The sequence below is a fragment of the Paraburkholderia jirisanensis genome (genome assembly GCF_054782355.1).
This window is the reverse complement of record NZ_BAAGSQ010000026.1, coordinates 757,964-773,474: the sequence shown is the minus strand read 5'-3', so window position 1 is coordinate 773,474 and position 15,511 is coordinate 757,964. Positions and strand designations below refer to the sequence as shown.

The 15,511-nt window shown below is 60.1% G+C and carries 14 protein-coding genes; 5 read left to right on the top strand and 9 right to left on the bottom strand.

The genetic code is table 11. The features are described from left to right. Positions 1 to 11 precede the first annotated feature (11 nt). Together ACYVNQ_RS19805 and ACYVNQ_RS19800 are read left to right on the top strand one after the other, a co-directional pair. On the top strand, positions 12 to 926 hold the full coding sequence (locus tag ACYVNQ_RS19805; RefSeq protein WP_460904260.1) for a LysR family transcriptional regulator: 915 nt from the start codon (positions 12 to 14) through the stop codon (positions 924 to 926). Between the two features lie 134 nt (positions 927 to 1,060). Then, positions 1,061 to 1,468: a GlcG/HbpS family heme-binding protein gene (locus tag ACYVNQ_RS19800; protein WP_460904966.1), complete on the top strand. Its 408-nt coding sequence runs from the start codon at positions 1,061 to 1,063 to the stop codon at positions 1,466 to 1,468. 11 nt (positions 1,469 to 1,479) lie between these two features. Here ACYVNQ_RS19800 and ACYVNQ_RS19795 read toward each other — a convergent pair whose 3' ends face one another. Genes ACYVNQ_RS19795 through ACYVNQ_RS19780 form a run of 4 tightly spaced genes read right to left on the bottom strand, consistent with a single transcriptional unit; the run spans position 1,480 to position 4,917 of the window. Then, the gene (locus ACYVNQ_RS19795) at positions 1,480 to 1,776 is read right to left on the bottom strand and encodes a hypothetical protein (protein WP_460904259.1); all 297 of its coding nucleotides are present in this window, start codon (positions 1,774 to 1,776) and stop codon (positions 1,480 to 1,482) included. A 15-nt stretch (positions 1,777 to 1,791) separates the two neighbouring features. Next, positions 1,792 to 2,955 (bottom strand): enoyl-CoA hydratase/isomerase family protein, encoded by a 1,164-nt coding sequence (locus ACYVNQ_RS19790; protein WP_460904258.1) that lies wholly within the window; start codon positions 2,953 to 2,955, stop codon positions 1,792 to 1,794. After that, on the bottom strand, positions 2,952 to 3,746 hold the full coding sequence (locus tag ACYVNQ_RS19785) for an enoyl-CoA hydratase (RefSeq protein WP_460904257.1): 795 nt from the start codon (positions 3,744 to 3,746) through the stop codon (positions 2,952 to 2,954). The genes ACYVNQ_RS19790 and ACYVNQ_RS19785 overlap by 4 nt, the downstream gene beginning before the upstream one ends. A gap of 37 nt (positions 3,747 to 3,783) precedes the next feature. After that, complete coding sequence (locus ACYVNQ_RS19780) at positions 3,784 to 4,917, bottom strand: acyl-CoA dehydrogenase family protein (RefSeq protein WP_460904256.1); 1,134 nt, start codon at positions 4,915 to 4,917, stop codon at positions 3,784 to 3,786. A gap of 278 nt (positions 4,918 to 5,195) precedes the next feature. Between ACYVNQ_RS19780 and ACYVNQ_RS19775 the strand changes: the two genes are divergently transcribed. After that, positions 5,196 to 6,281, top strand: coding sequence for an AraC family transcriptional regulator (locus ACYVNQ_RS19775; protein WP_460904255.1), 1,086 nt, complete (start codon positions 5,196 to 5,198; stop codon positions 6,279 to 6,281). An 80-nt stretch (positions 6,282 to 6,361) separates the two neighbouring features. Here ACYVNQ_RS19775 and mmsB read toward each other — a convergent pair whose 3' ends face one another. The 3 genes from mmsB to ACYVNQ_RS19760 all read right to left on the bottom strand — a co-directional run bounded on the left by mmsB (position 6,362) and on the right by ACYVNQ_RS19760 (position 10,210). Then, entirely contained in the window at positions 6,362 to 7,267 is a 906-nt protein-coding gene (gene mmsB, locus ACYVNQ_RS19770; protein WP_460904254.1) for a 3-hydroxyisobutyrate dehydrogenase, read from the bottom strand. Positions 7,268 to 7,288: 21 nt separating this feature from the next. Next, positions 7,289 to 8,815 carry a CoA-acylating methylmalonate-semialdehyde dehydrogenase gene (locus ACYVNQ_RS19765; protein ID WP_460904253.1) on the bottom strand — a complete coding sequence of 509 codons (1,527 nt, stop codon included), beginning with the start codon at positions 8,813 to 8,815 and terminating at the stop codon, positions 7,289 to 7,291. 87 nt (positions 8,816 to 8,902) lie between these two features. Then, the gene (locus tag ACYVNQ_RS19760) at positions 8,903 to 10,210 is read right to left on the bottom strand and encodes an MFS transporter (protein WP_460904252.1); all 1,308 of its coding nucleotides are present in this window, start codon (positions 10,208 to 10,210) and stop codon (positions 8,903 to 8,905) included. A gap of 121 nt (positions 10,211 to 10,331) precedes the next feature. On the opposite strand from ACYVNQ_RS19760, the gene ACYVNQ_RS19755 reads away from it, so the two are divergent. Then, positions 10,332 to 11,294: a LysR family transcriptional regulator gene (locus ACYVNQ_RS19755; protein ID WP_460904251.1), complete on the top strand. Its 963-nt coding sequence runs from the start codon at positions 10,332 to 10,334 to the stop codon at positions 11,292 to 11,294. A gap of 122 nt (positions 11,295 to 11,416) precedes the next feature. Continuing rightward, positions 11,417 to 12,373: a LysR substrate-binding domain-containing protein gene (locus ACYVNQ_RS19750; protein ID WP_460904250.1), complete on the top strand. Its 957-nt coding sequence runs from the start codon at positions 11,417 to 11,419 to the stop codon at positions 12,371 to 12,373. On the opposite strand, the gene ACYVNQ_RS19745 is transcribed toward ACYVNQ_RS19750, so the two are convergent. Next, on the bottom strand, positions 12,370 to 13,650 hold the full coding sequence (locus ACYVNQ_RS19745; RefSeq protein ID WP_460904249.1) for an alpha-hydroxy acid oxidase: 1,281 nt from the start codon (positions 13,648 to 13,650) through the stop codon (positions 12,370 to 12,372). The two genes, ACYVNQ_RS19750 and ACYVNQ_RS19745, sit on opposite strands and share 4 nt — an antisense overlap. A gap of 39 nt (positions 13,651 to 13,689) precedes the next feature. Next, positions 13,690 to 15,480 carry a biosynthetic-type acetolactate synthase large subunit gene (gene ilvB / locus ACYVNQ_RS19740; RefSeq protein ID WP_460904248.1) on the bottom strand — a complete coding sequence of 597 codons (1,791 nt, stop codon included), beginning with the start codon at positions 15,478 to 15,480 and terminating at the stop codon, positions 13,690 to 13,692. Positions 15,481 to 15,511: the final 31 nt, after the last annotated feature.

The following is a 15,511-nucleotide window of genomic DNA, read 5'->3' as shown; positions in this document are numbered from 1 at the left end:
GCGAGCCTTAAATGGATGTCCTTAACGCAATGCGGGTCTTCATTCAGGTCGCCGATGCGGGAAGTTTCACCCGCGCCGCCGAACGGCTCGGTGCGTCCCCGCCGACCATTACACGGGTGATCTCGATGCTCGAAGCGCACCTGAACGTTCGCCTCTTCCAGCGAACCACACGTCACATTTCGCTTACCGACGCGGGTGCCGCCTATCTGGAAGGATGCCAGCGCGCACTCGAGCTTATCGACGAAACGGAAAGCGAGGTGGTTTCGCTGAGCAGCGATCTGCGGGGGCGTCTCAGAGTGGTGGCGGGAAGTGCTGTAGCTTTCTCCCATATGGTTCCGGTCGTTTCGGATTTCGTCCGTCAGTATCCTGCTATCCGGATCGATTTCCTGACGATGGACAAAGCATTCAGCCTTGTCGACGAAGCCGTTGACGTCGCCATTCTGGCCGATTACCTGATTCCTTCGGATTCGGTAGTCGCGCGCCGCTTGCTCACGCACTCTTACGTTATCGTGGCCGCACCGCCCTATCTTGCTGGCGCGGCTTCGTTATCGAAGCCCGTCGACCTGAAAAAATTATGCTTTCTCGGCCGCCCGGCCGATCAACGTGGCACGACCCTTCGTTTGAGGGCAACCGGTCAGGAAGCGGATGATGTCATCGAGCTAACGCCGAATGTTGTCTGCAACAACTCGACAATACTCCAGGAACTGACGTTTTCAGGCTGCGGCTTCGCTATTCTCCCCCGGCAATTCGTTCAAACGGCGATCATCGACGGAAGCCTGGTCGAGTTGTTGCCCAGCTATCGACTTCAGAATTGCGACGTCGATGTCTGTGTTGTTTACCAGAGCAGGAAGCGAAACAGCCGTATTGCAAGCGTGTTTGTCGACCATGTCGTCTCATCATTCGGCTCGCAGGCAAATTGCATGTGACGGAGTAGTCGCGTAATGAATGTATTGAAGCGCTGTTCGAATCGCCACGGGTGCGACAAGTTCACAGTGTGTCCATGCACTGTCATAGCCCGCCGCTCCTCATGGACGATCCTCCTTTCCGATTGAGGTTTGATATGCAGACAAAGAACGTATTGTCATCTTCCGAAATTGCCGCTGCGATGGCGGCTGCACGCACCCAGGCAGCACATATGAAACTGGCAGTCAGCATCGCCGTGGTGGACGATGGCGGACACCCCCTCGCACTTGAGCGCACGGACGACGCCGCACCCATTACCGCGTACATTGCAATGGACAAGGCCCGTACCGCCGCATTAGGGCGTCGGGAGTCGAAGGTATTTGAAGACATGATCAACGGCGGTCGCGTCGCCTGGCTCTCGGTGCCTTTACTGAATGGCATCCTGGAAGGAGGCGTTCCGGTGCTCGTCAACGGTCGCGTTGTGGGCGGCATCGGTGTTTCTGGAGCCAGTCCTTCCGACGACGCAATCATCGCGAAGTGCGGTGCGGATTGCGTGTCTGGATGAAGAGTCGCCCCTTACGACATCGCCTGTTTGTTCAACCGGGTCGACATGCGGCCTGGTGAACGCTTGCCGACCGCGGGCAAACCCAAGCCGCGCTTCGCCGCACCTTCTTTTGCCGCTCTGATTGCATCATCGAAGTTCGGTTCGGTAGCGACATGGACGCGATCGACATTGATCACCCAGCGATCGAACATATATCGCCACCGTACCCGTCTTTCTTCCATCAGCGCGGAAAACCATCGCCAGATCGCGGCATCTTCCGTATTGGCCGCCGCCGCGGCCTCCAGACGAACTCGTTGCATTGCGTCCATCTGCGCACGTCCTCTTTACGGATGAAGGCGTTCTATGTCGTGCAGCGGGTGTGTCGCAATTCTCCAGGGCGACGACAGGAAATATTGCAGGCGTTCGGGCCTGATCTCCCACAGGGACCCTGGCGACCAACGCGGTTTATGGTCCTTGTCGACAAGATGAGCACGCACACCTTCGATGAAATCGCCTTCAGCTACTGCTTTGCTGACGCACCCCAATTCCATCCGGAAACAGTCGGCTAGCGATGCGGCGCGACCGCGCAGTATCGTCTGTCGCGCTACGCAAAGCATCGTAGGTGAATGCTGTTCTAACAGCGCCAGCGTACTGGTGAGCCACTGCGTCGCGTCGCGATCGTGGCTACCGGTCAGCCCCGCCCTCAGCGACATGACGATATTCCCGACATCCAGACGTGGATTGAAATAGTGCTTGATTAGCGGCGACAGCGAAAATGTAGATTCTCCGCGGACCTTGTCCGCGGCAGCGTCGAATACCGCGCGCAAGGATCGCTTCAACCTGTCCGGGAACGCGGGGTCCAACTCGGCCCGTGATACGTTGGCCAGCCGGTCCTCAAACTCACCTAGCCAGCCGGATGGCACGAGCACATCCGCAAGATTCCACCGTAGCGCGTCGGCTCCGTTCAAGGACACACCCGTTAGCGCGACGTAGAGGGCCATCTCGACCGGCATCCTTGCCATGAAACTGCTTGCGCCCACATCCGGAATCAGCCCGATACGCGTCTCCGGCATCGCCATTCTGGTTCGCTCAGTCGCAACGCGCAGCCAGGCGCCTTGCGCAAGTCCCATGCCTCCGCCCATCGTCACGCCGTCGACAATTGCGACAACCGGCTTCTGGAATTTATGCACTGCGTAGTCGAGACGGTATTCGTCGATGAAGAACTCCAGCCACGTTCGATCGTGATTCCGCACGCGGTGATACAGTTCACGCACGTCGCCGCCGGCGCAGAACGCTTTCTCTCCGGAAGCCCGAAGCACGACTGCGACGATACCGTCGTCCGTCCTGCATCGATGCAGGACCCCGGAAAGGGCCTTGACCATGTCGTGCGAAAGCGCATTGAGCGCTGTCGCACGGTTCAACGTAACGATCGCGACACGATTGACGACGCGAAACAACACCGTCGATTCCTCATAGGTCTGCTTCGTCTCTTCCAGCATGGAGCTCATCGATTCGCCTCCCCAGCAGCATTCGACCAGTGCGCCGGCCGCTTTTCGAGGAAAGCATTCACGCCTTCCTGTTGGTCCGGGCCATCGAACAGGTCAACAAAGCGTTCCCGCTCGAGCGCCAAAGCAGCATGTCGCGGCACGCCCTCGCGCGCCTGATGTATCAACACCTTCGAATGGGCCACCGCAACCGGGCTGAGCGACCTCACTCGCGCGGCGATCCGTAGTGCCGCCGCCACCGATGCTCCCGTTTCAACCAGCTCTTCCACCAGACCGATTCGCAACGCTGTCTGCGCATCGATGCGCTCGCCCGTCAGGATCATGCGTTTGGCCCATCCCTCTCCGACGAGCCACGGCAGCGTCTGCGTTCCACACCCACAAGGCAATAGACCGACCGCCGTTTCGGGCAGGCCCAGTTGAGCGTGCTGTTCGGCAACGCGAATGTCGGCGGCTAGCGCGCACTCCAGGCCGCCGCCCAGCGCGTAGCCGTTGATCGCAGCAATCACGACCGCGCGCGCGCTCTGCAGTGCTTCGAAGGCGCTTCCAAAGCGTGCCGCGGCCCTTCGGGCGGATTCCTTATCGCCCGCCGAAAATGCGTTCAGATCCGCGCCCGCACTGAAAAACCTCGTACCATCGCCCGATACGACGATCGCTCTGATCCGCTCGTCTCGATCCAGTTGCTTGATGGTTTGCTCGAACTGCAGCAAGCCCTCAGGCGTGAATGCATTCACGGGTGGCCGCTTCAGCGTGATTAGCGCAATCTCTGCGTTGTCGCGATACTCGAGCTCGATCATGACGACTCTCCTCCAGGCATGGTGAAAATATGGCGCACTAGATATTCCGGGCGATCACCATCCGTTGCACCTCGCTTGTCCCTTCGTAAATCTGCGTGATGCGCGCGTCGCGGTAATGCCGCTCGACGGGATAGTCCTGCAGATAACCGTAGCCGCCATGAATCTGGATAGCCTTTGAACAAATTTTCTCGGCGACCTCGGATGCGTATAGTTTCGCCTGCGAGGCTTCGGATAGACACGGCTTGCCGGCATCGCGCAGTTTCGCCGCGCGGTGCACCAGCAGGCGCGCGGCGTTCAGCTGTGTGGTCATATCGGCAAGCATGTGCGCGACAGCCTGATGCTCGCGCAGCAGCTTGCCAAATTGCTCGCGCTCAGTCGCGTAGTCGCGCGCAGCATCGAACGCTGCTCGAGCAATACCCAAGGCTTGCGCGGCAATGCCAATGCGGCCGCCTTCGAGGTTCGACAGCGCAATCCGCAGCCCGTCGCCGCGATTCCCCAGCAGATTGGCCTCGGGCACCGCGCAGTCTTCGAGTGAAATCGAGCAGGTATCCGATGCGCGAATACCCAGCTTATGCTCCGTCGGACCGACGTTGAAACCTCGCGTCGAGGTCGGCACGATAAACGCTGAGATGCCGCGCTTGCCCGCACCCGGATCGGTCACCGCGAACACGATTGCAAGTCCGGCGCGCGCACCGTTCGTGACGAACTGCTTCGATCCGTTCAGCACCCAGTTGCCGTCGCGCAGCGTGGCGCGCGTGCGCAAGCCGCTCGCGTCCGACCCGGCCTGGGGCTCGGTCAGGCAAAATGCGCCGATCGTCGCACCGGTCGATAAACCCGGCAAATATTGGTCCTTCTGCGCTTCAGTGCCGTAGTTGAGAATGGGACCGCAACCGACCGAGTTATGCACGCTCATCAACGTTGCACAGGCCGCACAGCCCGCTGCAATTTCTTCGATGGCGAGTGCATATGCCACATAGTCCGTGTACGACCCGCCTTGTTCCTGCGGCACGATCATGCCGAGAAATCCGAGTCTTCCCATTTCGGCAACCACCTCCGCCGGCAGTTCGCCTTCACGATCCCACTGCGCTGCGCGAGGCGCCAAACGGTTCACAGCAAAATCGTGTGCAGCGTCACGGACCATGCGCTGCTCTTCGGTGTAAAACTCATCCATCTGAACACGCCTCTCTTCGGTTTCGTCACATGCGCCGGTGCTCCAGCGAATCTCGGCGGCCGGCATGGCAGGGCGCGTCTCCATCCACTAAACTGATAGCCCTTATGTCGTGAATCGACGCGTATTCAGTGTAGGGATGCCTGCATATCAGGACGATGCCCAGCCCGCTCAAATTTTGCGAGCGCAGTTGCCATAGTCATCGCGTCGTGCAACCGCGGTACGTGAGAAGGGAAATGCAGACACGCAAGCTGTCCAGCGCAGAGCGCGGCACGATATCCATGAGTCTTGTCAGGGAGACGCTTCGACTCGCAACGCGCGGCGGTCTGAACCTCGAGCCGCTTGTGCGAACCGCCGGCATTCCCACGCAGGCGCTTGCTTCGGCGAGCGGCCGCGTCACGTCGGCTCAGTACGGAAGACTGTGGGCAACCATCGCCTACGAACTCGACGACGAATTTCTCGGCCAGGATTCTCATCGCATGAAGAGCGGCAGCTTCGTCGCAATGACCCAGGCTGCGCTGACGGCGCGCACCGGCGGCCAGGCGCTGCACCGCGCGGTAGGCTTCATGCGGCTGGTACTGGACGATCTGGAAGTTTGCGTGTCGCGAGGCGACGGTCACGTTCGCCTTGAGTTCGTCCGCCGACGCAATGGCTTCGAACCGGATATGTTCACGTACGCGACATGGTTCATTCTGGTCTACGGTCTCATATGCTGGCTGGTGGGACGGCGCATCCCGTTGCTGCACGCACAATTCCGCTGCCCGAAGCCGGCCGAATCGTACGAGTACCGGTCGATGTTCTGTGAAGACCTAAGCTTCGACGCTGCCACCTCCTTTGTCGATCTCGCGTCGGATTTCGTCGATTTGCCGGTAGTTCAATCGGCGAAGTCGATGAAGGTGTTCCTGTCGGAGGCGCCCGGCAACTTCGTCGTCAAATATCGCAACCCGGATTCGTTCGCGGCGAAGATGCGAACCAGGCTTCGCTCGCTCGCGCCGCATGCATGGCCCCCCGCCGATCAGATGGCCGCGAGCCTGCACATGGCGGAAGCGACGATGCGCCGAAAGCTCATTTCGGAGGGACACACGTATCAATCCCTGAAAGACGATCTAAGACGCGATATCGCCATTGCGGAACTGCAGGGTACGACCCACCCGATTGCGGAGATTGCCGCGGCGGTAGGGTTTGCGGAGCCCAGTGCCTTCTATCGCGCGTTTCGCAAATGGACCGGCATGAGTCCGGCCGACTATAGACTCGGCCGCGATGAACAATGCAACCAGGAAGGCATCAGCGCAAGCGCGCCAAAGCCGGTGTCGACGCGCGGCATGGCCAGTTTCGCCATGCCGCGTTCACGCCCGAAGCAATCGTGAACGGGTACTCGCCCGGCGCGCCACGATCGGGTGGCGCATCGATCGACGCGCCGGACGACGCACCGCTACTCGCTGTTCGGTTACGACTGGTCGGCGACGCTGCGCTCGCCCCGATACAGATTGATCACCGCCGAAAAATCCAGCTGCCCATCTCCGCGCGCACTCAGCGCCTGGTAAAGCTGCTGCGTCAAAGCGCCCAGATAGGCCGGCTGGCGTGCGAGCTTCGCGGCATCGGCAGCAAGGCCGAGATCTTTCAACATCAAATCGGTACCGAATCCGCCCACGTAGCCGCGTGAAGATGGCGCCGAATCGATCACACCCGGAAATGGGTTATAGGTATCGGAACTCCAGCAACGTCCAGTCGACGTGTTGATGATCCCGCCCAGCACCTTCGGATCGATTCCCAGCGCCTCACCCAGAGCCATCGCTTCTGCAACGCCCGCCATCGTGATGCCAAGCACGAGGTTGTTGCAGATTTTCGCAACCTGCCCCGTCGATGTTTCACCGCAATGGACGATATTCCTGCCCATGGCCTGAAGAAGCGGCTTGACCCTGTCGAAACCGGTTGCGCTCGCACCGACCATAAAAGTCAGTGTGCCCGCCGTCGCGCCGCCCGTTCCGCCCGAAACCGGCGCATCGATAAACGTATTGCCGTTGGCGTTGGCGGCTTCTGCCATCGACTTGACCGTCGCCGGATCGATCGTGCTGCAATCGACGATCAGTGAACCCTGCGGCACGGCAGCCAGAACGCCGTCGGCACCCGTCAGCACGGCTTTCACGTGTGCCGCGGCGGGCAGCATCGTGATCACGCACTCGACATCGACGGCTGCGGCCTTTGGCGATGCCACCGCCTTCGCGCCAGCATCGACCAGCGTTTGAACCGCGGCGGAATTCAGGTCGAACACATTCAACGCATGTCCCGCTTTCAACAGATTGAGCGCCATCGGCGCGCCCATATTGCCCAGCCCGACAAAACCGATCTTCATGTCGCTCTCTCCCGAATCTGCTCAACGCAGATTGATCGTGGTGTTGACACCGTCGTTCACTGTTGCATCGTCGAACCAGCGGGCCGTCACGGTTTTGGTCTGCGTATAGAACTGCACGACCTGTTTGCCGTACGGGCCGAGATCGCCGAGCTTGGAGCCGCGCGACCCGGTAAAGCTGAAGAACGGCACCGGCACAGGAATGGGAATGTTGATTCCCACCTGCCCGACGTCGATTTCATTCTGGAATTTACGCGCGGCCGCGCCGCTTTGCGTGAACAACCCCACACCGTTGCCAAAAGGATTGGCGTTCACCAGCTTGATCGCTTCATCGAGTGTATCGACGCTCAGCACCACGAGAACCGGACCAAAAATCTCGTTGGTATAGACGCTCATCCGCGTAGTGACATCGGTGAAAATAGTCGGGCCGATGAAGTTGCCTTCTTCATAGCCTGCCACTTTGACCTGACGGCCATCCAGCGCGAGTTTCGCCCCTTCGCTTACGCCCTTTTCGATCAGATCCAGAACACGCGCTCTTGCCGAGCGTGAAACGACCGGGCCTACATCCGTCTTGGGCTCGTGGCCTGCATTGACCTTGAGCGCTTTCGATTTCTCGACCAGATCGGGCACCCAATCGCGCGCGGCGCCCACCAGCACCACCACCGAGGTGGCCATGCAACGCTGGCCTGCCGCGCCGAAACCCGCACCGACAAGCGCATTCAAGGTCTGCTGCCGATTTGCATCCGGCAACACGACCGCGTGGTTCTTTGCACCCATCATCGATTGGGCGCGCTTTCCATGTTCGCTGGCAAGGCGGTATACGTGCTCGCCGACTGCGGTCGAACCGACGAACGATACAGCCTGCACCCGCTTATGGGTACACAGCGCGTCCACCACGTCCTTGCCGCCATGCACCACGTTCAGCACGCCTTTAGGCAGACCTGCCTCGATAGCAAGCTTGACGAGTTCCATCGTCGACAACGGGTCCTGTTCGGACGGCTTCAGCACGAACGTATTGCCGCACACGATCGCCATCGGGAACATCCAGAGCGGGATCATCGCGGGGAAATTGAACGGCGTGATACCGGCACACACGCCGATCGGTTGACGCAGCGAATACGTATCGACGCCGCCTGCCACGTTCTCTGCGAACTCGCCAAGCTGCAACGTGCCGATCGAACACGCGTGCTCGACTACTTCGAGACCGCGGAAAATATCGCCTTCCGAGTCAGGCAAGGTCTTACCTTGCTCCGCCGTCAGCACCGCTGCAATGCGGGACGTATTCTCACGCACCAGCGCCTGAAACTTCAGCATGATGCGCATGCGTGCGCCAATCGACGTATTGCGCCAGCTCGCAAACGCCGTGTGTGCGGCTTCGATCGCGGCATCGACTTCGGCGGCCGTCGCGAACGGAACCTGCGCCAGCACCTGCTGGGTGGCCGGATTGATCACGTCCCGCCATTCTCCAGTCCGGGATTCGACGAACTCGCCATTGATCAACAACGGTACCTTTCCGACGGTTACGTTGGCATGCTGCTTTGCTGCATTCATTTCTGACTCTCACCGGTTGTCGGCGCAACGATCCAACGCGCCGAAGTTGACTTTAGGGTGTTGCTGCAATACATGGGACGCGCCCGGTCAATACCGGCCGTCCCGCATGAACGAGGTGCACACCAGCGCGATAACGCCGAGGGCGACGATGTATCCGACGATGTAGGCCGGACTGCCCCGGCCTGCTGCCAGAAGCGCTGTCGCGACGATCGGTGCGAGGCCGCCGCCCAGCACGCCGGCCGCCTGCACCGAGATGGAAATGCCGCTGTAGCGCACCTGTGCCGGAAACTGCGATGCAAACAGTTGCGACTCCGGTGCGTAAAGAATCGGGAACACCACACCGAGCCCCAACACCATTGCCCACCAGACCGTAGCGACATGCCGCGTTTCGAGCATCATGAAAAAGGGCAATGCAAATAGACACATCAGCACGAGCCCGATCACAAACAGGCGCTTCTGCCCGATCAGATCGCTGACATATCCAGCCAGCGGCATCGTCACGATCGACACCGCCGCAGCAGCAGTGATCGCGTGCAAGACCTCCGATTTAGGAATATGGAGCTGGTTAGCCGCATACGACAACGCGAATGCCGCGACCAGATAGAACCAGGTGTTCTCAGCGGTACGCGCTCCGATAATTGCAACAACGGTCCACGGATGCCGTGCAAAGGTGGTCAGAAGCGGCGCCTTGACAGGCACGCTATCGCGTTTGACGCGTTCGAAGTCGGGCGATTCAGACACACGCGAGCGGATAAACCACCCGATCAGCAGCAAAAGAACACTCGCCAGAAAGGGAATTCGCCAACCCCACGCGAGCAGATCCGCCTCAGGAAGCGCCGCAACCATCGACATCGCGATCGACGAGAGAATCAGCCCGAACCCGACGCCCGTCTGCGGAAGACTGCCGAAAAAGCCCTTTTTCCCAGCCGGTGCATGCTCGACTGCCATCAACACCGCGCCGCCCCACTCGCCGCCTACCGCTATACCTTGTACGAAGCGCATCGTCACGAGTAGCGCCGCGGCCCAGTAGCCGATACTCTGGAACGGAGGAATCAGGCCGATGGCCATGCTTGGAATACCCATCAGCAACAGCGTTGTCATCAGCATCGACTTACGGCCAATGCGGTCTCCGAAGTGACCGAAGATCAGTCCTCCCAATGGGCGACCAATAAAACCGACACCATAGGTAGCGAACGCCGCAAGCGTCCCCAGAATCGGATCGAGCGCAGGAAAGAAGATCTTGTTGAACACCAGCGCAGCTGCCGTACCGTACAGAAAGAAGTCGTACCACTCGATGGTGGTGCCGGCCATACTCGCCCAGCCGGCAACGACATATTCCTTCGCTGACTTGCGTGCGACTTGCGCAACATCGGGCGTGGCGGGGTATAGGTCCATGCATGTCTCCATGTTTAGATTTCACAAACAATCTATTTTTATGTGCGGCTTCTTGTTCAACTCTTGCTGGAGTATAGTTGGCTGAATTTGCACATGGAACGGCATAAAATGCCCATCAGTTATGCAAAAATCCACAAGCGCGGTTGGCGAAATAAATTGGGACGACCTGCGATATTTCCTTGCGGTGGCGCGGGCGCAAACCATCAGCGCCGCAGCGAAGCGGCTCGGGGTTGACCACACAACCGTGGCGCGCAGAGTACGCGAGCTCGAGGGTTCGCTATCCACCGTGCTGTTCGAGAAATCGCGCTCGAAAGGTTTCGTGCTGACTGCCGAGGGTCTGCGCCTGCTGTCGCATGCAGACAAGGTCGAGAGTGAAGTGCAGCTGGCGAGCGAGCAATTTATCGGCGGAGCGGACGCGCTGTCTGGACACGTCAGAATCGGCTCCACTGAAGGCTTTGGCTCATTCTTCCTTGCGCCGCAACTCGCTCATTTTTCGACCGCCCACCCGGATATCTCGATCGATCTGCTGCCGGTTCCGCATTTCGTCAGTTTGTCCAAACGGGAGGCAGATATTGCGATCATGCTCGAGCGGCCGGAGCGCGGGCAGTATGTGCAGACCAAACTGTGCGACTACGCGCTGCGCCTGTACGGAACCGACGAGTATCTGCAGACGCACCCGGTTTCGGCTAACCTGCAGGACCTGCGCACACACCGGTATCTGAACTACGTCACCGACCTGGCGTTCAGCCCCGAGTTGCTCTATCTCGCGCGAACCATACCCGGCGCGACCGCGAACCTGTCAACCACCAGCATCGTTGCGCAGTATCGTGCCGTGCTGCAGGGCAAGGCGCTTGCGATCCTGCCTTGTTTCATCGCTGAGCCGGACTCGCGGCTGAAGGCGATTTTCACGGATGAACTGGCCATTACGCGCCGGTTCTGGCTATGTTGCCGGGAGGATTTGCGAAGCCTTCGGCGGATCTCCGCGCTGTGGGACTTCTTGCGAGAGACCGCCGAATTGAATCGCTCATTCCTGCTTGGGGAGAGCGCTACGATGAAGTTCCAGCCGGCCATCCAGCCGGTGTGACACATCACCTGCCGATTGATCAGATGAGCAGAAGCGGCGACCAGGATCGACCAGCGCGAAGATCCGTTCCGACGCTGCCCAGACACGCACCCCACAACCATCAGCCTTGATAGCCGCCTGCAATGGAACTCCGCCAGCTGAAATATTTCGTGGTGATCGTCGAGAGCGGGAGCATCTCCAACGCCGCGCAGCGGCTTTTCATCGCTCAGTCCGCGCTGAGCCGGCAGATTGCCGAGCTCGAAGTAGAGCTCGGCTCGCCGTTACTGGTTCGAACCCGAACCGGAGTACGGGTTACCGAGTCCGGCCAGATTTTTTTCGACTATGCAAAGGCCATCCTCAAGCAGCTCAACGACGCGTGCCATGCCGTCAGGATCTCCAACGATACGGTGGTTGGATCGGTCACGCTCGGGGTACCGCAAAGCGCTTCAGTCGCATTGGCACTGCCGCTCCTCGAGGCCACACGGCGCAAGCTCCCCGGCGTGCTGCTTCATGTCAACGAGGAACTGTCCGGAAATCTGTTCGATCAGCTGAGACAAGGTCTGGTCGACCTCGCAATCTTCACCGCCAACGTCCCCGTGTCGGCCGATCTGGAATTCACCCCTGTGCTGCGGGAAGAGTTTTTCTGGATCAGGGGTAAGCACCATGCACCGCCGCCCGATTCGGACGCGATACCGCTGGAAGATATCTGTCACTATCCGCTGGTCATGGCAGCCGCTCACCACGGCCACACCACCCGGGCCGTTATCGAGGCACGATTCGCAGCGCAAGGCCTTCCTTACCCTCCGTTGCTGGCGGAAATCAATTCCGTGCATGTGATGAAGAGTGCCGTTCAGGCGGGCATCGCGACAGCGATTCTTCCACTTGCTCTGGTGAAGGATGAAGTCAATGCCGGCACGCTCTTCGCGCATCGAATCGGTGCCGGGCCCATCGAGCGCGTGCTCGGCATCTGCGTGTCGCGTGAATTGCCGCTGACGAATGCGAAGCGCGCCGTCAGCACGATGCTGCGCGAAGTGATGCATTCGCTGTCGGTGCAGGGGCAGTGGCCAGGCACCGCACCCGCCGCCGAAGGCGATCTCTAGTCTGCACGGGTCGCCTCGACGCCCTGAACAGCTTGGCCCTCGAGCACCTGGTGGGAGCCCGGCAAGTCGCTATCGCTGAATGCACGAGCCGCTTCCGGATAGCTGCGAGTATCCGCACGTCGCAGCATACTGCTGACGGTCCTGTCCACCAGAACGCTGCGGTCCACGCAAGCGATGTCCGTATGCCCACAAAAGGCCATCGTCAGGTCCAGTTCACGGCGGATCAGTTCCAGCGCAAGCCTGACGCCCTTTTCGCCATATGCGCCAAGCCCCCAAAGATGCGCTCGCCCGATCAGCGCTCCTTTAGCGCCCAGCGCAACCGCTTTAAGGACATCTTGTCCGGAGCGAATCCCGCTATCGATCCATACCTCGATCTCGCCGCCCACACGGTCCACAATCTCCGGAAGCACAGACACGCTTGCCGGCGCGCCATCGAGTTGCCGCCCGCCGTGGTTGCTGACGATGATGGCGTCGACCCCAGCCGCGACCGCGGTCTGTGCATCATCGGCATCGAGTATGCCTTTGATGACGAGCTTCCCGCCCCAACGCTCCTTGATCCATTCGATATCGTGCCAACTCAGGCAGGGATTCAATTGCTGCCCAACCCAGGCCGCCAGCGAATGCACGTCACCCACGCCTTTGGCATGGCCGATGATATTCCCGAGGTTTCGGCGGTGCGTGCGCACCATTCCCATACACCACCTCGGCTTGGTCAGCATGTTGGTGATGCTCGAAAGCGTGAGCTTCGGCGGCGTGGACAGACCGTTCTTCGCATCCTTGAAGCGATTGCCGAGCACCGACAGGTCGAGTGTCAGGATCAATGCGTCGCATCCGGCCGCTTTGGCACGGTCGATCAACGAAAGCATGAACTGCTTGTCACGCATCACATAAAGCTGGAACCAGAACGGCGCACGGGTGGCCGCCTGGATGTCCTCGAGCGACGAAATGCTGAGCGTCGAGAGCGTGTAACGACCCCCCGCCGACTGCGCTGCCCTTGCGGCCAGAATCTCGCCATCGGCATGGATCATGCCGGCCAGACCGATCGGCGCAATGCCCACCGGCATTGATACATCGACACCGATCATGCTGGTTTTCAGGGAACGGCCGTCAATCGACCGTCCTACGCGCTGACGTAGAAGAATTTCCCTGAAGCACGCCTGATTCGACCGGTATGTCTGCTCGCTCCATGAACCGGAGTCGACAAAATCGTAGAACATCTTCGGCACACGTCGAGCAGCGATTTTTCGAAGATCTTCAATGTCGCTAACAATCTGCACTTCGTCTCCTTCATTTTCTTTGTCGCACGTCCGGGTCGGCTAAGCGCGGTACCAACGCTCCTCCGACAACATGATCTCGTGGTGCGCCATGCCGGCAGGAATCATCGGAAAACAATTGGTTTGTGCGGCAACGCCCACGTCGAGAAGATAAGGGCCACGCGTGCCGATGCATTTGTCGACCGCGGCGTCGAGCATGCCCGGCTTCTCGACCCGTGCTGCACGCCAGCCAAACGACTTCGCCAGCGCAACGAAATCCGGGAGTGCATCGGTGTAGCTGTGGCTATAACGGCCGCCATAGTTCAGCTCCTGCCACTGCCGGACCATGCCCATATAGCCGTTGTTCGAGATGATCAGCTTGACGCCGCAACCATGCTGCTTCGCCGTCGACAGTTCCTGAATATTCATCAACACCGAAGCATCGCCGGAAACGCATACGACAAGCTTGTCCGGTTGCGCGATCTTCGCGCCGATCGCCGCAGGCAAACCAAAGCCCATCGTCCCGGCGCCGCCGGAAGTGATGAAACGGCGCGGGTGATCGATCGGCAGATGCTGCGCGGCCCACATCTGATGCTGTCCGACGTCTGTCGTGATGACGGGGTCCAGCCCGCGTAGACGTCTGGCCAGCGACTGCAGCAGCATCTGCGGAAGAATATGTTCGTCGCTCGGCTCGACGTGGAACGAGCGCAGCGCACGCCATTGCGCGATCGATTCCCACCACGGCTGCAGTCTTGCGAGTCGTAGCCCGCCGCTCGCGGCAAGCGCCGTGCGCAGTGCCACCAATGCGTCGAGGCAATCCGAGACGATGGGCACATCCGCGTTGACGATCTTGTTTATCGAGGCGGGATCGATATCGATATGCACGATTTTGGCATTCGGGCAGAAGCCATCCAGCTTCCCGGTGACCCGGTCGTCGAAGCGCGCGCCGACGCAAATCACCAGGTCTGCATGATGCATCGCCAGATTCGCTTCGACGGAGCCGTGCATACCGAGCATGCCGAGAAATTGCGTATCGCTGGATGGGAATGCACCGAGACCCATCAGCGTCAACGTGCACGGAGCGCCGGTTTCTCTCACCAGCGAAGCGAACGCAGCACAAGCGGCCTCGCCTGAAATCACGAGCCCCCCTCCCGCGTAGAAAATCGGTCGCTTTGCCGCCATAAGGAGCGCGAGCGCCTCCTTGATCGAGCCGCGGTGTGCCGGCCGTTTCGACGGGTTGTACCGGTGCAGGCCCGTTATGATGTTCGGAGGTTCATGCAGACCGATCGTCTTTGCCTGGATATCCTTGGGAAAATCCAGCAGCACCGGTCCGGGACGCCCGCTTGCCGCAACCGTCAGTGCCTTGACGCAAAGCGACGCGATTTCGCCGATATCGCGAATCTGGTGAGACCACTTCGTGACCGGCCGCGTGATGCCCATCGCGTCGCATTCCTGGAATGCGTCCGTACCAATCGCGTTCGTCGCGACCTGCCCACTGATACACAACACCGGGACGGAATCGGCAAGCGCATCGAGCAAGCCCGACACGGTGTTCGCCACCCCTGGGCCCGAGGTCACGAATACCACGCCGACCTTGCCGGTCGAACGTGCATATCCCTCGGCGGCATGCACGGCCGCCTGTTCGTGCCGCACCAGAATGTGCCGCAGCCGTCCGTCTGCATGTAACGCGTCGTAGAGTGGTAGAACGGCTCCGCCCGGGTAGCCGAAAACGGTGCTGACGCCACATCGCACCAGCGTCTCGATCAGTACTGCAGCGCCTGTACGCAACGTGTCGAGCGGTTGATCCGACTGTTTCGCAACGCATTGCGTCGCGTCGTGGGTTGGCAGATCCATTCGCTCCCCGACAGTCTCGTCAACCCGATTG

Bases quoted from the DNA above. Each gene is read 5' to 3' on its own strand.
- ACYVNQ_RS19755 (WP_460904251.1), top strand. From the start codon at position 10,332: ATGCAAAAATCCACAAGCGCGGTTGGCGAAATAAATTGGGACGACCTG.
- ACYVNQ_RS19775 (WP_460904255.1), top strand. From the start codon at position 5,196: ATGAGTCTTGTCAGGGAGACGCTTCGACTCGCAACGCGCGGCGGTCTG.
- ACYVNQ_RS19805 (WP_460904260.1), top strand. From the start codon at position 12: ATGGATGTCCTTAACGCAATGCGGGTCTTCATTCAGGTCGCCGATGCG.
- ACYVNQ_RS19785 (WP_460904257.1), bottom strand. From the start codon at position 3,746: ATGATCGAGCTCGAGTATCGCGACAACGCAGAGATTGCGCTAATCACG.
- ilvB (WP_460904248.1), bottom strand. From the start codon at position 15,480: ATGGATCTGCCAACCCACGACGCGACGCAATGCGTTGCGAAACAGTCG.
- ACYVNQ_RS19760 (WP_460904252.1), bottom strand. From the start codon at position 10,210: ATGGACCTATACCCCGCCACGCCCGATGTTGCGCAAGTCGCACGCAAG.
- ACYVNQ_RS19795 (WP_460904259.1), bottom strand. From the start codon at position 1,776: ATGGACGCAATGCAACGAGTTCGTCTGGAGGCCGCGGCGGCGGCCAAT.
- ACYVNQ_RS19750 (WP_460904250.1), top strand. From the start codon at position 11,417: ATGGAACTCCGCCAGCTGAAATATTTCGTGGTGATCGTCGAGAGCGGG.
- ACYVNQ_RS19765 (WP_460904253.1), bottom strand. From the start codon at position 8,815: ATGAATGCAGCAAAGCAGCATGCCAACGTAACCGTCGGAAAGGTACCG.
- ACYVNQ_RS19800 (WP_460904966.1), top strand. From the start codon at position 1,061: ATGCAGACAAAGAACGTATTGTCATCTTCCGAAATTGCCGCTGCGATG.
- ACYVNQ_RS19780 (WP_460904256.1), bottom strand. From the start codon at position 4,917: ATGGATGAGTTTTACACCGAAGAGCAGCGCATGGTCCGTGACGCTGCA.
- mmsB (WP_460904254.1), bottom strand. From the start codon at position 7,267: ATGAAGATCGGTTTTGTCGGGCTGGGCAATATGGGCGCGCCGATGGCG.
- ACYVNQ_RS19790 (WP_460904258.1), bottom strand. From the start codon at position 2,955: ATGAGCTCCATGCTGGAAGAGACGAAGCAGACCTATGAGGAATCGACG.